This window comes from Streptomyces sp. NPDC050418 (assembly GCF_044458745.1).
In the GTDB taxonomy this organism is placed as follows: domain Bacteria; phylum Actinomycetota; class Actinomycetes; order Streptomycetales; family Streptomycetaceae; genus Streptomyces.
In genome coordinates this window covers 18,693-33,555 of sequence record NZ_JBITIG010000016.1, presented here as the reverse complement: position 1 = coordinate 33,555, position 14,863 = coordinate 18,693, and the positions used below count along the sequence as shown (strand labels likewise).

The window sequence follows — 14,863 nt, the reverse complement described above, 5'->3', positions numbered from 1 at the left end:
GGGAGTTGGGCACCACGACCCCGATCGCCGCGCCCCGGAGGTGCCGTCGTGCGCCAGCTCCCCCTTCCCGACCGCCGGACAGGCCGCAGCGGCCGTCCGCTGCGCTGGGCCGCCGTGCTGCTCGTGGTGGCGGCGAGCGCGGGGTGTGTGAGCGTCGGGGACGACGAGGGCAAGCCGGCGCCGGGGCGCTCCGCGGAGCGGCACGGGGACGGGACGGCGCCCGACGGGGGCGCGGTGGTCTCCGGCGGTGCGCGCGGGGGGCAGCCCGCGGCGCGCGGCGGCGAGGGCGGGGACAAGGGGAAGCCGGACAAGCCCGGTGCCTCGGAGTCCGGGAAGGCGCGGCCGTCCGACGAGCCGGACGAGGACGGTCACGACGCCTCGCCGACGCCGACGAAAACCCGTACGAAGACGCCGCGGCCGACCCCCACCGAGAAGCCCACCGAGCCGGCGCCCTCGCCGACTCCGACGCCGACCGAGGAGCCGACGCCGCAGCCGACCGGGTCGGCGGGTGCGCCGGAGACGCAGACGGCGTACGAGAAGCGGATCGCCGAGATCGACGAGCGGGAGCCTTCGCCGCAGCGTGGGCCCATGTAGGTCCGTTCGAGCTCCCCGAAGGGGCCTCTGGCCTGCGGGAATGGCCCGGATCGGGTGGTCCTGAGGGGAATCGGTTTGCCATTTGGTACGGGGGGTGCGTACAGTGGTAGATCGTTTGATCCCATTTGCCCGGCGCCAGCAGAGAGCGCGCCGCGTGGCGCGTACTCTCCCTTGCCGTGACTGGACCGCATTGAGGCGGTCGAAGTTGTGACCTCACGGAGTTATGGGCGCGTGCCGAGACTCCGGAAGGTTGCAGTTTCGCATGTCCACTTTCAGTACTGATCACTCCGTCATGCCCGCGTCCGCCGAGGACGAGGCGGTCGTCGAGACCGCCGACCTCGCGGTCGAGGCAGACGAGACCCCCGCCGAGCCCGAGGTCACCTTCGCAGACCTGGGCCTGCCCGAGGGCGTCGTGCGCAAGCTCGCGCAGAACGGTGTGACCACCCCCTTCCCGATCCAGGCCGCGACCATTCCGGACGCCCTGGCCGGCAAGGACATCCTCGGCCGCGGCCGTACGGGCTCCGGCAAGACCCTCTCCTTCGGTCTGCCGCTGCTGTCCCGTCTGGCGGGCGGCTCCACCGAGAAGCACAAGCCGCGCGGTGTCATCCTCACGCCGACCCGTGAGCTCGCCATGCAGGTCGCCGACGCGCTCCAGCCCTACGGCGACGTCCTGGGCCTGCGGATGAAGGTCGTCTGCGGCGGTACGTCCATGGGCAACCAGATCTACGCGCTGGAGCGCGGCGTCGACGTCCTCGTCGCCACCCCGGGCCGACTGCGCGACCTGATCAACCGTGGCGCCTGCTCGCTCGAGAACATCGAGGTCGCCGTCCTCGACGAGGCCGACCAGATGGCCGACCTTGGCTTCCTGCCCGAGGTCACCGAGCTGCTCGACCAGGTGCCGGCCGGCGGCCAGCGCATGCTGTTCTCGGCCACGATGGAGAACGAGATCTCCACGCTGGTCAAGCGCTACCTGAACAACCCGGTGACGCACGAGGTCGACGCCGCCCAGGGCGCCGTCACGACCATGACGCACCACATCCTCATCGTGAAGCCCCGCGACAAGGCTCCGGTCACCGCCGCGATCGCCGCGCGCAAGGGCCGCACCATCATCTTCGTCCGCACCCAGCTGGGCGCCGACCGCATCGCCGAGCAGCTGTGCGACGCCGGTGTGAAGGCCGACGCGCTGCACGGCGGCATGACGCAGGGCGCTCGTACCCGCGTCCTCGAGGACTTCAAGAAGGGTTACGTCAACGCCCTGGTCGCCACCGACGTCGCCGCCCGCGGTATCCACGTCGACGGCATCGACCTGGTCCTCAACGTGGACCCGGCCGGTGACCACAAGGACTACCTGCACCGCTCGGGCCGTACGGCTCGCGCCGGCCGCTCCGGCACGGTCGTGTCCCTGTCCCTGCCGCACCAGCGCCGTCAGATCTTCCGTCTCATGGAGGACGCGGGCGTCGACGCCTCGCGCCACCTCATCGGCCAGGGCGGTGCCTTCGACCCGGAGGTCGCCGAGATCACCGGCGCCCGTTCGCTGACCGAGGTCCAGGCCGACTCCGCGGACAAGGCCGCGCAGCAGGCCGAGCGTGATGTCACCGGTCTCACCAAGGAGCTCGAGCGCGCGCAGCGTCGCGCCACCGAGCTGCGCGAGGAGGCCGACCGCCTCACCGCGCGTGCCGCCCGCGAGCGCGGCGACGACCCGACGGAGGCCGTGGCCGAGCGTGCCGCGGTCAACGAGGCGGAGGCCGCCGTGGCCGAGGCCGAGGCCGTCGTCGAGGCGCCGGAGCAGCCGGTGCGCGAGGAGCGCTCCTCCTCCTACGAGCGTCCGCAGCAGCGGCGTGACGAGCGCGGCAACTACGAGCGCCGTGACCGCTCCGAGCGCTCCGAGCGCTCCTACGAGCGTCGTGACGACCGCGGTGGCTTCCGCCGTGACGACCGTGACAACCGTGGCGGCGGCTTCCGCCGGGACAATGACCGTCCGTTCAACCGCGACGACCGTGGCGGCCGTTCCTTCGAGCGTCGTGACGACCGCGGTGGCTTCAACCGCGACCGTGACAACCGTGGCGGCGGCTTCAACCGTGACCGCGACGACCGCGGTGGCCGTTCCTTCGAGCGCCGTGACAACGACCGTGGCGGCTTCCGCCGCGACGACCGCCGTGACGACCGCGGTGGCCGTACCTTCGAGCGCCGTGACAACGACCGCGGCGGCTTCCGCCGTGACGACCGCGACAACCGCGGCGGCGGCTTCCGCCGGGACAACGACCGTCCGTTCAACCGCGACGACCGTGGCGGCCGTTCCTTCGAGCGCCGTGACCACCGTGGCGGCTCGGACCGTCCGTTCAACCGCGACAGCCGTGACAACCGTGGCGGCCACCGTGGTGCGGACCGTCCGTTCAACCGCCGTGACGACCACCGCTCCGGCGGCGACCACCGCTCCGGCTCCGGTTCGTCCTTCGGCCGCCGTGACGACAAGCCGCGCTGGAAGCGCAACGGCTGAACGTAAGTGCTGACCGCGACGAGCGGGTCCACCTGACGCAGGTGGGCCCGCTCGTCGCGTAGGCGGCACCGCACGCCGCCCCACGCCGCACCGATACCCGATCGGCTCACCGCCGAGGTCCGGCTATGCTCGGGGGTGCAACGACGCGGACCGTTAGCTCAATTGGCAGAGCAGTGGACTTTTAATCCATTGGTTGTGGGTTCGAGTCCCACACGGTCTACGAGAAAAGCCCAGCTCAGGCGAGTGCCTGGCTGGGCTTTTTGTTGTCGGCCCACCGGCCGAGGACCATGGTGAGGACCAGCGCGGCCAGGCCGGCGGCGCTCGCCGCGCCGGTCAGGCCCGCACCGAGGCCCAGGCCGAGGCCGACGGCGGTGACCAGGCCGAGCAGGACGAGATAGAGACCGAAGACGGTGCGCGAACCGGTCGCGGAGAGCGCCTCCGTGACGGCGGGACCCTTGTCGCGGGAGGCCGCCCAGGTCAGCAGGGACGGGGCGAGCACGGCGCCGACGATCGGGCCGGCGGGCACGAGACTGCCCCCGAGGTCGACGCAGACGAAGGCGAGGGCGAGCGACGCGCCGAGGCCTGGGTAGTACCAGCCCGGGCTCCTGCGCGAAGGACCGGTCGGGAGGCCGTCGCCGGTGCTGTGTGGGGGGTGCATGGATTCATTCGCCATGTACGGAACGCTAGCTGCGCGGATGTCCCGTGGACGGCGGCGACCGCTACAGGAGGATGCACGGCCGCTGCAGCATCCTGCAGCCGGCGGGAGGGAGCTTTGAAGGCCCGGATCAGATCCAGCCGCGTTCCCGTGCCAACAGGGCGGCCTGCGCCCGGCTTGCGGCGCTGAGGATGCGGAGCAGATCGGCGATGTGGCGGCGGTACGTCCGTACCGAGATCTGCAGTTCGCGCGCGCCGACCTCGTCCTTCTCCACTCGGCACATGGTCTGCAGGACCTGACGCTCCGTCTCGGACAGGTCGTCCCTGGAGGCGTCCGTCGGTTCGGTGAGGTCCGCGAGCGGGACCGACTGGGCCCAGATCTTCTCGAACAGCGCCAGGATGCCCGCGACAAGACCGGTTTCCCGGGCCATCAGCGCGCCGCGCGACGTGTCGGACGGGTCGAGAGGGACGAGTGCCGTGCTCCGGTCGAAGACGATGATGCGCTCGGCCACGTCGTCGGTCACCCGGATCTCCGCGCCGTGCGCGGCGATCTCCCTCAAGTACGCGAGCGTCGGAGGGTCGTTGAGGGCTTCCTTGATGACGACGTTACGGATCCGCAGCCCGCGCCGCAGGCAGCGCAGATCCAAGGGACGCGTGTGCGCGATGCTGTCAGCGGTCAGGGCGGTGTACGGGTCGACGGACAGGACTTCCTCGCGGGCGAAGAAGGCGAGGTCGTCCAGGCGGTTACGGATCTGCGCGATGTTCTCCATCCGCTCCACGCCCTGCGGGGGAAGCGCGTCGAGCCCCTGTTCGGCGCAGAGCGACGTGGTCAAGTGGCGTGCCTGGGTGACGGCTTGCAGCTGCTGGTGCAGCTCCCGCAGCCGCAGATCGATCAGCTGGTCCACGGCGGTGGCCGGGTCCGTCGGCGACAGGACCTGCCCGTCCGCCCCCTGCGAGGCCCGCAGCAGCCGGAGTTCGCACAGTCGCCCGACGGCCTCGGCTGCCGACTCGGCCGAGGCGTGGAAGAGAAGGTGCATCTCATCGGCAGCGGTCCCGGGGTTGCGCAGGAAGTGCCGGTACAGCGCCTCTTCCAGCGTGGAGATCCCCAGAACGGACATGGCGTTGACGATCAATCTTGCCCCCGGTCTTTTGCCGGTGCGGCTGGTCGGTGGCGCACCGGCGATGCTGGTGATCGTAATGCGGTGGCCGTGGCGGCCACGGAGATGAGGCGTTGCAGCACTGACAACGTATTGGCGCCTTGGCTCGGCAACCAGGAACTCCTCCTGTCCTGCTCAGGAGTGAAGAAAGCGCGGGACTGAACGTTCCGTCTCCGGGCTTCAACGCGGCTCTGTGGGGCTACAGATGGTGGTTTTCAGCCATTCATCGGAAATTCCACGAGATATATGGTCTGACACCTTGATCGGGGCAGACGCGCAGCGGCGCGGGCCATGAGCACGGGGAGAGGCACATGAAGAAGCCACTGTTGACCGGCGGGCTCGTCATGATTCTGACGGCGGGGGCGGCAGCACCGACGATGGCGGTCTCCGACAGCGGTGCGACGGCGCTGCCCAGCACGGGGGCGAAAGTCCAGGTCAACGCCTGGCACTGCAATGTCTACGCCGACAAGTGCTCCTTCAAGACGTCCACCAAGACCTTGAAGGGCAGCAGGAAGTACAAGGTCAGCAAGATCACCAACGTGGCGACCGTGAAGGCGAACGGCTGGCAGGCCACTCTCTCCTTGAGCCCGAGCGGCACGTACGTAAGTGAGAACGCCCGCCAGGTGAGTTGGACCAACAAGAACACGTGGATCGCCGACATCAGCGGTATCGCGGATCCGGGTGGGTCGTTGAACACGAGCATCACCACCTGTTCCGACGGCGGCGCCTTCAAGTCCGGTGTCAAGGCGTTCGCTTCGGCCTGCGCCAACGACTGACCGAAGATCCGGCTGTTGTGGGGCCGCGCTTGGTGCGGCGTCACCCGACGCCCGAGGAACCGCATGAAGAACAGCCTCCCCATGGAAGGCACAGGGCGTCGAGGCCGCATCGTGACGGTCGCGCTGCTGGCGATTGCCGCAGCTGCCCTGGCTGTTGCGATGGTCGGTGGCGGGTCGGTGGACCGGCCCGAACGGCCCGGCAGCGATCTTGCCGAGCAGCTGGATGCATTACGCGGGGCGAATGACCTTGTACGCGCCACACGTGAGGACGCCGGGAAGGAACCTGCGCTGTATCCGACCGCGTACGGAAGGCGGGAGGCAGCGGCCGTCATCGGCGGCAAGCCGTTGCCCGAGGTCCGCCCGGACGCTCTGGCCGATCTCGCTCGTTCCGACGTGCTCGACCCTCCTGCCTGGCGGGCGCACTATGTGTGTCTGTCGCTGGCGGGAGCCGAGGCGACCGTGTCGGCTGATGCGGCGACGGTCCTTGAGCGGGCCGGTATCCGGCGGAGGGCGGAGAACGAGGCGCTGTCCTATCTTCGCGCGCCGGATGTCGAGGATGATGACCTGACCTCGCTCGCCACGCGAGCCGCACACTTGCAGACTTTGACGTGCCTGGGCCGCGATGACGCAGTGAGCCGTGGCACGCTGGACCGTCTTGCGGCGGACACCGCGCGCGTCACCGAACCTCTTCCGGCGCTCTACGCCGCTGAGGCATTGCGTGCGGTCGGAGTGAACTCCCCTGCCAGGCGGGCGCTACGGGATGCCGATGAGCTCTTGAAGGCCGATTGCGGTGAGCTCGACGTCATCCAGCGAGCGGCGTTGAGCCTCCTGCGCAAGCAGCTGACCCAGCAGACGCGTGCCTGCCTGCTGCCGTCGTTGCAGGACTCCGACACGCAGACGCGCTGGGTGGTACGGCGTGCACTCACCCTGGGCGGCACTGCGCCCTCGAAGTCGCTGCCCTCTCCGGTGGGAAACATCCGGTCCGACGGCCTCGTCGCAAAGGAGCCGACCCAGCTGGGCACGCTCACCGCCACGTACAACGCAGCTCAGGCCCTGACTGCCGCCGCCCAGCACAACCAGGTACCGGACTGGCTGAAGAGGCGACTGAATCAGTTGGGCTCGGACCCCGAACTCGACTCATCCGACCGGGTCCTGCTCGCCATGACCTGCCACCGGCTGTCACTCACCTGCGGACCGCAGGCCAAGAAGGGCGCTGAGGAAGCAGCTGAATTGAAGGTGCCTACCCGCCTGACGACAGAGAATCAGCGCAGCTGGCACGGCGCCATGGCAACACGCGCCGAATTCGGCCTCGGCTGCCCGCGCACCTCAGTCGAACTGCCCGAAGAGAAGGGCGGCATGGTGGCGGCGGGTTCCCTCCGCACTGTGGTGGCGCTCGCCGACGCGGGCTGTGCCGGTCAGGCAGAGGAGCTCACCAAAGGGTTCGATCTCGCCGCGCAGGCTCGCGAGGCGTTGCGGAACGGGGAACTGCTGATCGCCTCGGACATGGTTCAGGCGGCGCTCGCCTCCGATCAGAACGTCCCGCAGTCGCTGTGGGAGGACATCCCCCGCCTACTGCAGGGGTACCGGGATGACGAGCACCGGGACCTCTATGCCACCTCGCCAGGCGGTGCCGCCTCCGCTGAGGCCACCAGAGCCGCGTACTACCTCCTGGCCTGAACCGCCTTGCCCTGCTGCCCTCCTCCCACCACCACAAAAGGAACCTGGCACATGCACCCCACCTCCCCACCCGCGGTCCTTGCCGAGCAATTGGCCTTCAAATACGGCTCCGGTGGCGGCCTGGTGCGGGCGGATCTTGTGGTCGGTACGGGAGAGATGGCGGCCGTGGAAGGACCTTCGGGGGCGGGCAAGAGTACGTTGCTGGCATTGCTCGGGCTGATTCTCCGGCCCGATGCGGGGATCCTGCGCATCGCAGGCGAGGACACCGGGTTGCTTGCGCAGGGTGACCGGGACCTGTTGCGGCGGCGGTCGATCGGCATCGTTCTGCAGGATCTCGGTCTGCTGCCGTTCCTCAACGCCTGGGAGAACGTGGCCGCGGCCTTCGGCCCCCGGCTGGCCCGGCACCGCGCCGCGGCCCGCGAGCTGCTCGGTGAACTCGCCCTGGACGATGTGGCCGATGCTCCGGTCACGCAGCTCTCCGGTGGCCAGCGCCGGCGGATCGCCGTGGCGCGCGCGGCGGTGAAGCAGCCGGCGCTCGTGCTGGCCGACGAGCCGACCTCCGGCCTCGATCCACGGACCGCGGACTCGGTGATGAACGCCCTGCGCACCTGCGCCGCCCGCGGCGCGGCCGTACTGCTCGTCACTCACGACGCGGCGGTCGCCGGGAGCTGCGGTCGGCGTTACGTGCTCGACGGGGGAGTTCTGTCGGACCTGAGCGCGTCGGACCGGGCCGCGCAGAACGCCGGTGAGGTGAGCCCGGGATGAGTCGCTGGAGTCTTGTCACCTGGAAGCGCGACGGGCGGTCCCTGCGCCGGGCCCTGCCGACGCTCACCGTTCTCGCGGCCCTGCTGACGACCTCCGCGGGGGTGGCGGCAGGTGCCGCCGGTGCCGTCGAGCGGGATGTCCTGGGCTCGGGCGGGCTCACCCAGATCGAGCTGTCCTCGTTCGAGGGCGAGGCGTCGGTCCGTCCGCTGACCACCTCCGCGCTGCGGGAGGCCGCGCATCTGCCCGGCGTGCGCCGCGTGGCCGCCGACTACCCGTCCACGCTCTACGCCGCGGACGACGGCACGTACGACCTGACCAGCCGTACGCTGACGCCGGGCGACGACCTTCCGGTCGTCAAGGGCCGGCTGCCCGCCGAGCTCGGGCCGGGCGAGGTCGCGCTCCCGGCCACCGCGCAGGGCACGGACTTCACGCCGTTCCTCGGCCGAACCATGGACTTCGGATATACGAAGGCGACGGGTGCAGGGTCCGGCACCACGGACGTCATCGCGCTCGAGATCACCGCCCTGTACGACCCCAGCTGGCAGGCCGACGGGCCCGGCACCGCCTATCTAGCCGAGGACACCGCGGCGCTGCTGGCCGCGGCGCGCGCCGGTCAGGAACCCGAGGACTTCCGTGACAAGGAGGGCGCCCAGTCCGCCGTCGTCGTGGTCGGTCACCAGAAGGAGGTGGCCCGGGTCACCACCGCGCTTCAGGCCGAGGGGTTCTCGGCGGCGCCGGTCGCCGACCGGGTCCGTCATCTGCCCGGCCTGTTCGGAGCGGCGGACCTCGCCATGCGTGCCGGGGTGTTCGTCCTGGCGCTGGTCGCGGCCGGCCTCGGTGCCGTGCGTGCGGCGGACAGCGCGCGGGTGCGGCTCGGGCAGTTCGCCATCCTGCGGATTCTCGGGTCCGGCCGCTCCGAGCTGCGCCGGATCCTGCTGGGCGAGGCCGCGCTGTCCGGCGGTGTGGCGGGAGCGGTGGGCGCCGTCGTCGGAACCGGTCTGTCCCTGGCGCTGGCCCGTCCGCTCAGTGACGTGCTCGGACTGCGGATCACGCTCGCCGACTCCGTGCCCGGTGCCGCCTGGGTGCTCGCCGTACTCACCCTGCCCGTCGTCGGACTGGCGGCCGGCACGCTGCTCGGCAGCCGTGAGGTCCTGCGCCGGGACCCCTATCTCACGGCGCGGGCCCACAGCGGCTGAGCCGCACGCGCCTTAGCGGCCGCCCCCCCCGAAATACTCTGGTCAGAGGCATCCCCCCGATGGCGTATAGTTGATTTCACCGACGCGGGGTGGAGCAGCTCGGTAGCTCGCTGGGCTCATAACCCAGAGGTCGCAGGTTCAAATCCTGTCCCCGCTACAAAGGGCGAAGGCCCGGCACGTGAAAGCGTGCCGGGCCTTTGTCGTGTCCGGAGCCGGGCGGGTCCGGGGCCTGTCCCGCGTTCCCATTTGGGCCACACCGTTCGCCGCTGCCGGTCCGGACCGGAAACCTGGTGGGGTGCGTGGCAGCGAGGAGGGCCGGGGCGGGGACACGCGGACGCGTGCCTTCGTACGGACGCTGCCGCCGCTGCTGATCGTGGGCGGGCTGCTGCTCGATTTCGTGACGCCGCCGAAGTTCACCGGCGCCCCGCTGTACTCGGCGGCACCGCTGATCGCCGCGCCGTTCTTCTCGCTGGCGGGCACCATCGTGGCGGCCCTGTGTGCCGTCGCGGCCACCACCGGGGTGCACCTCTACAACGGCAATCTGCTCGAGGTCGAGTTCCTCACCGAGATCGCCACCATCGTGACGGTCGGCGTGCTGGCCGTGCTGATCAACCGGGTCGTCACGCGGAGCGGGAAGCGTCTCGCGTCCGTGCGCTACATCGCGGAGGCCGCGCAGCGGGCCGTGCTGCCGGAACCCGCGGCGCGGATCGGCGGCCTCGACGTGGCGGCGCGGTACGAGGCCGCGCAGGCCGACGCGTTCATCGGCGGGGACCTGTACGCGGTGCAGGACAGTTCGCACGGCGTGCGGCTGATCGTCGGGGACGTACGGGGGAAGGGGCTCGGGGCCGTCGAGGCGGTGGCCGTCGTCATCGGGGCGTTCCGTGAGGCCGCGGAGCAGGAGGCCACGCTGGAGGCTGTCGCGCAGCGCCTCGAGCGGGCGCTCGCGCGGGAGGGGACGCGGCGTGACGGGCTCGACGCCGAGGAAGGGTTCACGACCGCGCTGCTCGCCGAGATCCCGCACGGACATGACGTCGTACGGCTGATCAACCGGGGGCATCCGCCGCCGCTCCTGCTGCACCCCGACGGGAAACTGAGGGTGATCGAGCCCCGGCAGGCCGCGCTGCCGCTCGGGATGTCCGATCTGGCGTCCTGGCCCGACCGTGCGGAGCAGGCGGAGCTGCCGGCCGGGGCGATCCTGCTCTTCTATACGGACGGTCTGAGCGAGGCGCGCAGCGCCGAGGGGGCCTTCTACGATCCGGCGGCGCGGATCGGCGGGCGGATCTTTCCCGGGCCCGACGCGTTGCTCGCGGCGCTCGCCGAGGAGGTGCGCGAGCACACCGGCGGGGGGTCGACGGACGACATGGCGCTGCTCGCCGTGGCACGGCCGCCCGCGTCGAGGTCACCGAAGGTGACCGAGGGGGAGCCCTCCGCATAACAATTGATGCACCGTCAGAATTTTGACGCCCACGGAACCTCCCAACTTCCTTGGCGACTCGTCCGTTTCCACCCCTCCGTGTCCGCTAAGTCCAGGCCAAAGCTGCTAACGATCTGTCGGAACGGCTTGGAATCCCGGGCCTCTGTCTATTAACGTTCGATAACGCAGCGCGGTCGTCCCAGCCGTCACAAGAGATGGCTCCGTGCGCACACGCTTAATCCCGCAAGGGAGCCGGGGAACCACCTTTTTGGGGTGAATCGGGCAAGCAGGCGCCTTCTCCAGAGGCGCCGCGAGGTGTCAACGCCCGTAGGAAACCTTCCTGTTCCGAACCCGTCAGCTAACCCGGTAGGCGAGAAGGAAGGAAAGGAGTCCGCCCCCGTGGCGACCCCCGCAGGCCGTGGCAGTACCTCCAACGCCCCGTATTTCGCGGATGGCACCCAGGAGTTCAGGTTCGACGACGAGCCCTGGGAGGAGTGGAACCCGACCGAGGAATCCATTCGTCCGCCCCGTGGCAAGCACCGCGTGGCCAAGCAGCGCGGCGGACTCGCGCGCAGCTCCACGGTGCTCGGTGTCGGCGTCATCGCCGCCGTGGGCGCAGGTGGCATCGCGACCGCCAAGGACAAGCCGCCGGTTCCGATCTCCATGCCGGACCTCGGTGAGCAGGCCAAGAAGATTCCCGTCGTCGGCGACCTGATATCCGACGACTCCGACGCCGAGCCGCAGGAACAGCCCGGCGTCGCCCAGGCCACCGGGGCCACGCTGCCCGTGGCCGCCGCGAGCTCCACCGGCGAGCAGTCCACCGCCGACGCCGGCGAGGCGCTGCGGGCCCGGATCCTGGAGCAGGCGCAGAACTCCGAGGACGAGGCCGACGCCGCCGCCCAGGCCGCCGCCGAGCAGGCCGCCGCCGAGCAGGCCGCGAAGGCCGCCGCCGAGAAGCAGGAAGCCGCCGAGAAGGCCGAGGCGGAGGCCAAGCGCAAGGCGGAGGAAGAGGCCAAGCGCAAGGCCGAGGCCGAGCGCCTCGCCAAGCTGGCCAAGAGCTACTCGCTCCCGGTCGCCTCGTACACGATCACCTCGACCTTCGGTCAGGCCGGCTCGATGTGGGCCTCCGGCTCGCACACGGGTCTGGACTTCGCCGCGTCGAGCGGCGCCCCGATCAAGTCCGTCCACACCGGCACCGTCAAGGAGGCCGGCTGGTCCGGCTCCTACGGCTACCGCACCGTGGTCGAGCTCTCGGACGGTACCGAGATCGCGTACAACCACCAGTCGTCGATCCTCGTCAACGTCGGCCAGAAGGTCACGACCGGCGACACGATCGGCCGCGTGGGCTCCACCGGCAACTCGACCGGTGCGCACCTGCACCTCGAGGTCGAGACCTCGGGCGGCAGCCTGATCGACCCGATGGCCTGGCTGCAGAGCAAGGGCCTCACTCCCTGACCTTCCGGTCGCAGGGCCCCCGGCCCTGAACTCCCGTACAGAACGTGCAGTCCCGCGCGAGATTCGCTCGCGCGGGCCCTGCGCGCGTGCGCTTCCCTGAACCCCGGCAGTCCTGACGGCAACCCCCCGACGTCAGGGCTGCCGGTTTAGGCGTTTTGCGGGCTTTTGAGCGCGGAGTGCGCGGAATAGGCGTCTCCTGTACGGGTGTTGATCGTTGTATGACCTCCTTGCGCCCTCTCGGCTCCTCCGACCTCGAAGTCCACCCGCTCTGCCTCGGTGGCAATGTCTTCGGCTGGACGGCCGACGAGTCCCAGACCTTCGCCGTACTCGACGCGTACACCGCCGGCGGCGGCAACTTCATCGACACCGCCGACTCCTACTCGTCCTGGGTGCCCGGCAACAAGGGCGGCGAGTCCGAGACGCTGATCGGCAAGTGGCTGGCCGCGCGCGGCAACCGCTCCGACGTCGTGCTCGCCACCAAGGTCGGCGCGCACCCCGAGTACCAAGGGCTGTCCGCCGCCACCATCAAGGGGGCCGCCGAGGAGTCGCTGCGGCGGCTCGGGACCGACTACATCGACCTGTACTACACGCACTTCGACGACCCCTCCGTGGAGGTCGAGGAGATCGTCACCGCACTCGACGAGCTCGTGCGCGAGGGCAAGGTGCGGGCGGTGGCCACCTCGAACCTGACGGTCGAACGGCTGCAGGAATCACTGGAGTTCGCCGAGCGCGAGGGGCTTGCCCGGTATGTGGCGCTGCAGCCCCACTACAACCTGGTTTCACGTGAAACGTACGAAGGTGCGAAGCAGGAGCTCGCCTCGCGCTGGGGTCTGGCCGCCGTGCCGTACTACGCGCTGGCCTCAGGCTTCCTGACCGGCAAGTACCGTCCGGGCGTCGAGGTCGACAGCCCGCGTGCGGGCGGCGCCGCCCAGCTCCTGGAGAGCGAGCGCGGCCGGAAGGTGCTCGCCGCGCTCGACACCGTGGCCCAGGCGCACGGCGCCGAGCCCGCCACGGTCGCGCTCGCCTGGCTCGCGGCGCAGCCGACGGTGGTCGCGCCGATCGCCTCGGCGCGCACGGTGGAGCAGCTTCCGGCGCTGCTCGCGGTGGCCGAACTGACGCTCACGGATCAGGAGCTGGGACTGCTGACCCAGGCGTCTGCCTAGCCGAATTCCGGCAGCGCGCCGCCCGTGGGTCAGCCGGCGGGCGGCGCGTACGGGTGCGGGACGGCGCTCGGGTGCGGCTGGTGCGGGATGTACGGGATCGGGTGCGGGTGCGCGTGCGGCATCGGCTGCGGCATCGGCATCGGCGCCATGTATCCGTACGGGAGCGGGGGCAGCACCGGGCCGTAGGGGTTGGCCCATGGGGTGTACGGCTGCGGGAACGGCGGGGCCGTGACCCGGGCCGCGTGGTCGAGCGCCGGGCGGGCCGGGCCGCGGCGGGACCAGAGCGCGTGCAGCAGCTCCTGCTCGCGGACGACGAAGTCGGCGCCCGCGCGCCCGCTGCGGCCCCGGGCGCGCAGGAACGCGAGCGCGGTGGCGAGCGAGATGTACTCGCGGACGGTGCGGGCGGCGTCGGGGTGGGCGCCCGGGGCGTACCCGGGCTGGGGCGCCGCCTGTTTCCCGTAGGTCTGCTTCGCGTACTGGCGGGCCATGCGGCGGGCACGGAGGGTGCCGAGCGCGTACGGCTCGGGGGCGGTGAGCCAGCCGGCGGTGACGTACGCCGGAAGTTCCTCGCGGACCGTGCGCAGTTCGCGCTGGCGGCTGTGGATCGTGAGCCAGGTCAGCAGGCCGAAGGCCGGGACCATGAAGCCCGCGTAGACGGCGAAGAAGCCGAATCCGCCGAAGGAGGCCGAGCCGTTCCACGCGGCGTGCATGCCCATCGCCAGGAGCAGACCGGTCAGCGGGAGCAGGATGCGGCGGGCGCGCCGGCCGTCGGCGGCGAGGGCGGCGAAGCCGAAGCCGAGGCCGGTCAGGACCGTGAAGAGCGGGTGGGCGAACGGCGACATCACGATGCGGACGAAGAAGGTCGCCGCGGTGACCGAGTCGAAGCCGATGCCGTCGACACCGGTGGCCTCGTCGGTGCCGTAGGCGTTGCCCAGGTAGAGGATGTTCTCGGTGAACGCGAAGCCGGTGGCCGTGACGCCCGCGATCACCACGCCGTCGACGAGCCCCCGGAAGTCCCGTCTGCGGAACAGGAAGACGAGCAGGATCGCCGCCGCCTTGACCGTCTCCTCGACGACCGGGGCGACGACGGTGGCGCCGAGGGTGTCGGCGCTCGTGGGGTCGGCGGTGCGGGTGGCTATCCAGCGGGTCGCGAACGAGTTCGCGATGATCGCTATCAGCGCCGCGGCGCAGGCGCCCCACGCGAACGAGAAGAGCAGGTTCCGCCAGGGTGCCGGTTCGACCCGGTCGAGCCAGCGGAACGCGGCTATCAGGAGCGGTACGGGCAGGATCGCCAGGCCCAGGCCGACCAGAAAGCCCTCGTGACCGGTCTCCTTGCGGACCAGCGCGAGGATCACCAGACCGGACAGAGCGAGCAGGGTGATCAGCGCGGCCGCCTTCACACCGCGGCGCTGCCACCAGTGCGCGGGCCTGCCGAGCACGGCGGCCTGGTGGGCCGGCGGGGACGGGGGCTGGGGCGGTGCGTTCACCCCTCGACCCTAAAGGGGGGCGGGGGGC

The 14,863-nt window shown here is 70.7% G+C and carries 12 protein-coding genes, 2 tRNA genes and 1 riboswitch; of the genes, 11 read left to right on the top strand and 3 right to left on the bottom strand.

The window, feature by feature from the left end; all coding sequences use genetic code 11:
* Nucleotides 1–48: 48 nt before the first annotated feature.
* The 3 genes from ACIBI4_RS31600 (at nt 49) to ACIBI4_RS31590 (ending at nt 3,311) form a co-directional block, all read left to right on the top strand.
* Entirely contained in the window at nt 49–594 is a 546-nt protein-coding gene (locus ACIBI4_RS31600; RefSeq protein WP_399207616.1) for a hypothetical protein, read from the top strand.
* A gap of 262 nt (nt 595–856) precedes the next feature.
* Nucleotides 857–3,091, top strand: coding sequence for a DEAD/DEAH box helicase (locus ACIBI4_RS31595; protein WP_399207615.1), 2,235 nt, complete (start codon nt 857–859; stop codon nt 3,089–3,091).
* A 147-nt stretch (nt 3,092–3,238) separates the two neighbouring features.
* Nucleotides 3,239–3,311, top strand: a tRNA-Lys gene (locus ACIBI4_RS31590).
* Nucleotides 3,312–3,326: 15 nt separating this feature from the next.
* Here ACIBI4_RS31590 and ACIBI4_RS31585 read toward each other — a convergent pair.
* Both ACIBI4_RS31585 and ACIBI4_RS31580 read right to left on the bottom strand, forming a co-directional pair.
* On the bottom strand, nt 3,327–3,764 hold the full coding sequence (locus ACIBI4_RS31585) for a hypothetical protein (protein WP_399207614.1): 438 nt from the start codon (nt 3,762–3,764) through the stop codon (nt 3,327–3,329).
* Between the two features lie 112 nt (nt 3,765–3,876).
* A complete protein-coding gene (locus ACIBI4_RS31580; RefSeq protein WP_399207613.1) occupies nt 3,877–4,863 on the bottom strand; it encodes a LuxR C-terminal-related transcriptional regulator in 987 nt (328 codons plus the stop codon).
* Nucleotides 4,864–5,213: 350 nt separating this feature from the next.
* Here ACIBI4_RS31580 and ACIBI4_RS31575 point away from each other — a divergent pair, with 350 nt between their 5' ends.
* The 8 genes from ACIBI4_RS31575 (at nt 5,214) to ACIBI4_RS31540 (ending at nt 13,348) form a co-directional block, all read left to right on the top strand.
* Complete coding sequence (locus ACIBI4_RS31575; RefSeq protein ID WP_399207612.1) at nt 5,214–5,678, top strand: hypothetical protein; 465 nt, start codon at nt 5,214–5,216, stop codon at nt 5,676–5,678.
* A 63-nt stretch (nt 5,679–5,741) separates the two neighbouring features.
* Nucleotides 5,742–7,355 carry a hypothetical protein gene (locus ACIBI4_RS31570; protein WP_399207611.1) on the top strand — a complete coding sequence of 538 codons (1,614 nt, stop codon included), beginning with the start codon at nt 5,742–5,744 and terminating at the stop codon, nt 7,353–7,355.
* 51 nt (nt 7,356–7,406) lie between these two features.
* On the top strand, nt 7,407–8,120 hold the full coding sequence (locus ACIBI4_RS31565; RefSeq protein WP_399207610.1) for an ABC transporter ATP-binding protein: 714 nt from the start codon (nt 7,407–7,409) through the stop codon (nt 8,118–8,120).
* Nucleotides 8,117–9,316, top strand: a complete 1,200-nt coding sequence (locus ACIBI4_RS31560) for an FtsX-like permease family protein (protein ID WP_399207609.1) — start codon at nt 8,117–8,119, stop codon at nt 9,314–9,316. The genes ACIBI4_RS31565 and ACIBI4_RS31560 overlap by 4 nt, the downstream gene beginning before the upstream one ends.
* Before the next feature lie 83 nt (nt 9,317–9,399).
* Nucleotides 9,400–9,473 (top strand) — tRNA-Met (locus ACIBI4_RS31555).
* Between the two features lie 138 nt (nt 9,474–9,611).
* Nucleotides 9,612–10,751, top strand: a complete 1,140-nt coding sequence (locus tag ACIBI4_RS31550; RefSeq protein ID WP_399207608.1) for a PP2C family protein-serine/threonine phosphatase — start codon at nt 9,612–9,614, stop codon at nt 10,749–10,751.
* Between the two features lie 201 nt (nt 10,752–10,952).
* A riboswitch (cyclic di-AMP (ydaO/yuaA leader) is annotated at nt 10,953–11,118 on the top strand.
* A gap of 11 nt (nt 11,119–11,129) precedes the next feature.
* Nucleotides 11,130–12,185, top strand: coding sequence for a M23 family metallopeptidase (locus ACIBI4_RS31545; protein ID WP_399207607.1), 1,056 nt, complete (start codon nt 11,130–11,132; stop codon nt 12,183–12,185).
* Between the two features lie 218 nt (nt 12,186–12,403).
* The gene (locus ACIBI4_RS31540; protein ID WP_399207606.1) at nt 12,404–13,348 is read left to right on the top strand and encodes an aldo/keto reductase; all 945 of its coding nucleotides are present in this window, start codon (nt 12,404–12,406) and stop codon (nt 13,346–13,348) included.
* A gap of 29 nt (nt 13,349–13,377) precedes the next feature.
* On the opposite strand, the gene ACIBI4_RS31535 is transcribed toward ACIBI4_RS31540, so the two are convergent.
* Nucleotides 13,378–14,835 carry a PrsW family glutamic-type intramembrane protease gene (locus ACIBI4_RS31535; RefSeq protein ID WP_399207605.1) on the bottom strand — a complete coding sequence of 486 codons (1,458 nt, stop codon included), beginning with the start codon at nt 14,833–14,835 and terminating at the stop codon, nt 13,378–13,380.
* Nucleotides 14,836–14,863 lie beyond the last annotated feature (28 nt).

What these genes read in the sequence shown, in the direction of transcription:
- ACIBI4_RS31565 (WP_399207610.1), top strand. Translation starts at nt 7,407, where the DNA reads ATGCACCCCACCTCCCCACCCGCGGTCCTTGCCGAGCAATTGGCCTTC.
- ACIBI4_RS31575 (WP_399207612.1), top strand. Translation starts at nt 5,214, where the DNA reads ATGAAGAAGCCACTGTTGACCGGCGGGCTCGTCATGATTCTGACGGCG.
- ACIBI4_RS31560 (WP_399207609.1), top strand. Translation starts at nt 8,117, where the DNA reads ATGAGTCGCTGGAGTCTTGTCACCTGGAAGCGCGACGGGCGGTCCCTG.
- ACIBI4_RS31580 (WP_399207613.1), bottom strand. Translation starts at nt 4,863, where the DNA reads ATGTCCGTTCTGGGGATCTCCACGCTGGAAGAGGCGCTGTACCGGCAC.
- ACIBI4_RS31585 (WP_399207614.1), bottom strand. Translation starts at nt 3,764, where the DNA reads ATGGCGAATGAATCCATGCACCCCCCACACAGCACCGGCGACGGCCTC.
- ACIBI4_RS31570 (WP_399207611.1), top strand. Translation starts at nt 5,742, where the DNA reads ATGAAGAACAGCCTCCCCATGGAAGGCACAGGGCGTCGAGGCCGCATC.
- ACIBI4_RS31540 (WP_399207606.1), top strand. Translation starts at nt 12,404, where the DNA reads ATGACCTCCTTGCGCCCTCTCGGCTCCTCCGACCTCGAAGTCCACCCG.
- ACIBI4_RS31595 (WP_399207615.1), top strand. Translation starts at nt 857, where the DNA reads ATGTCCACTTTCAGTACTGATCACTCCGTCATGCCCGCGTCCGCCGAG.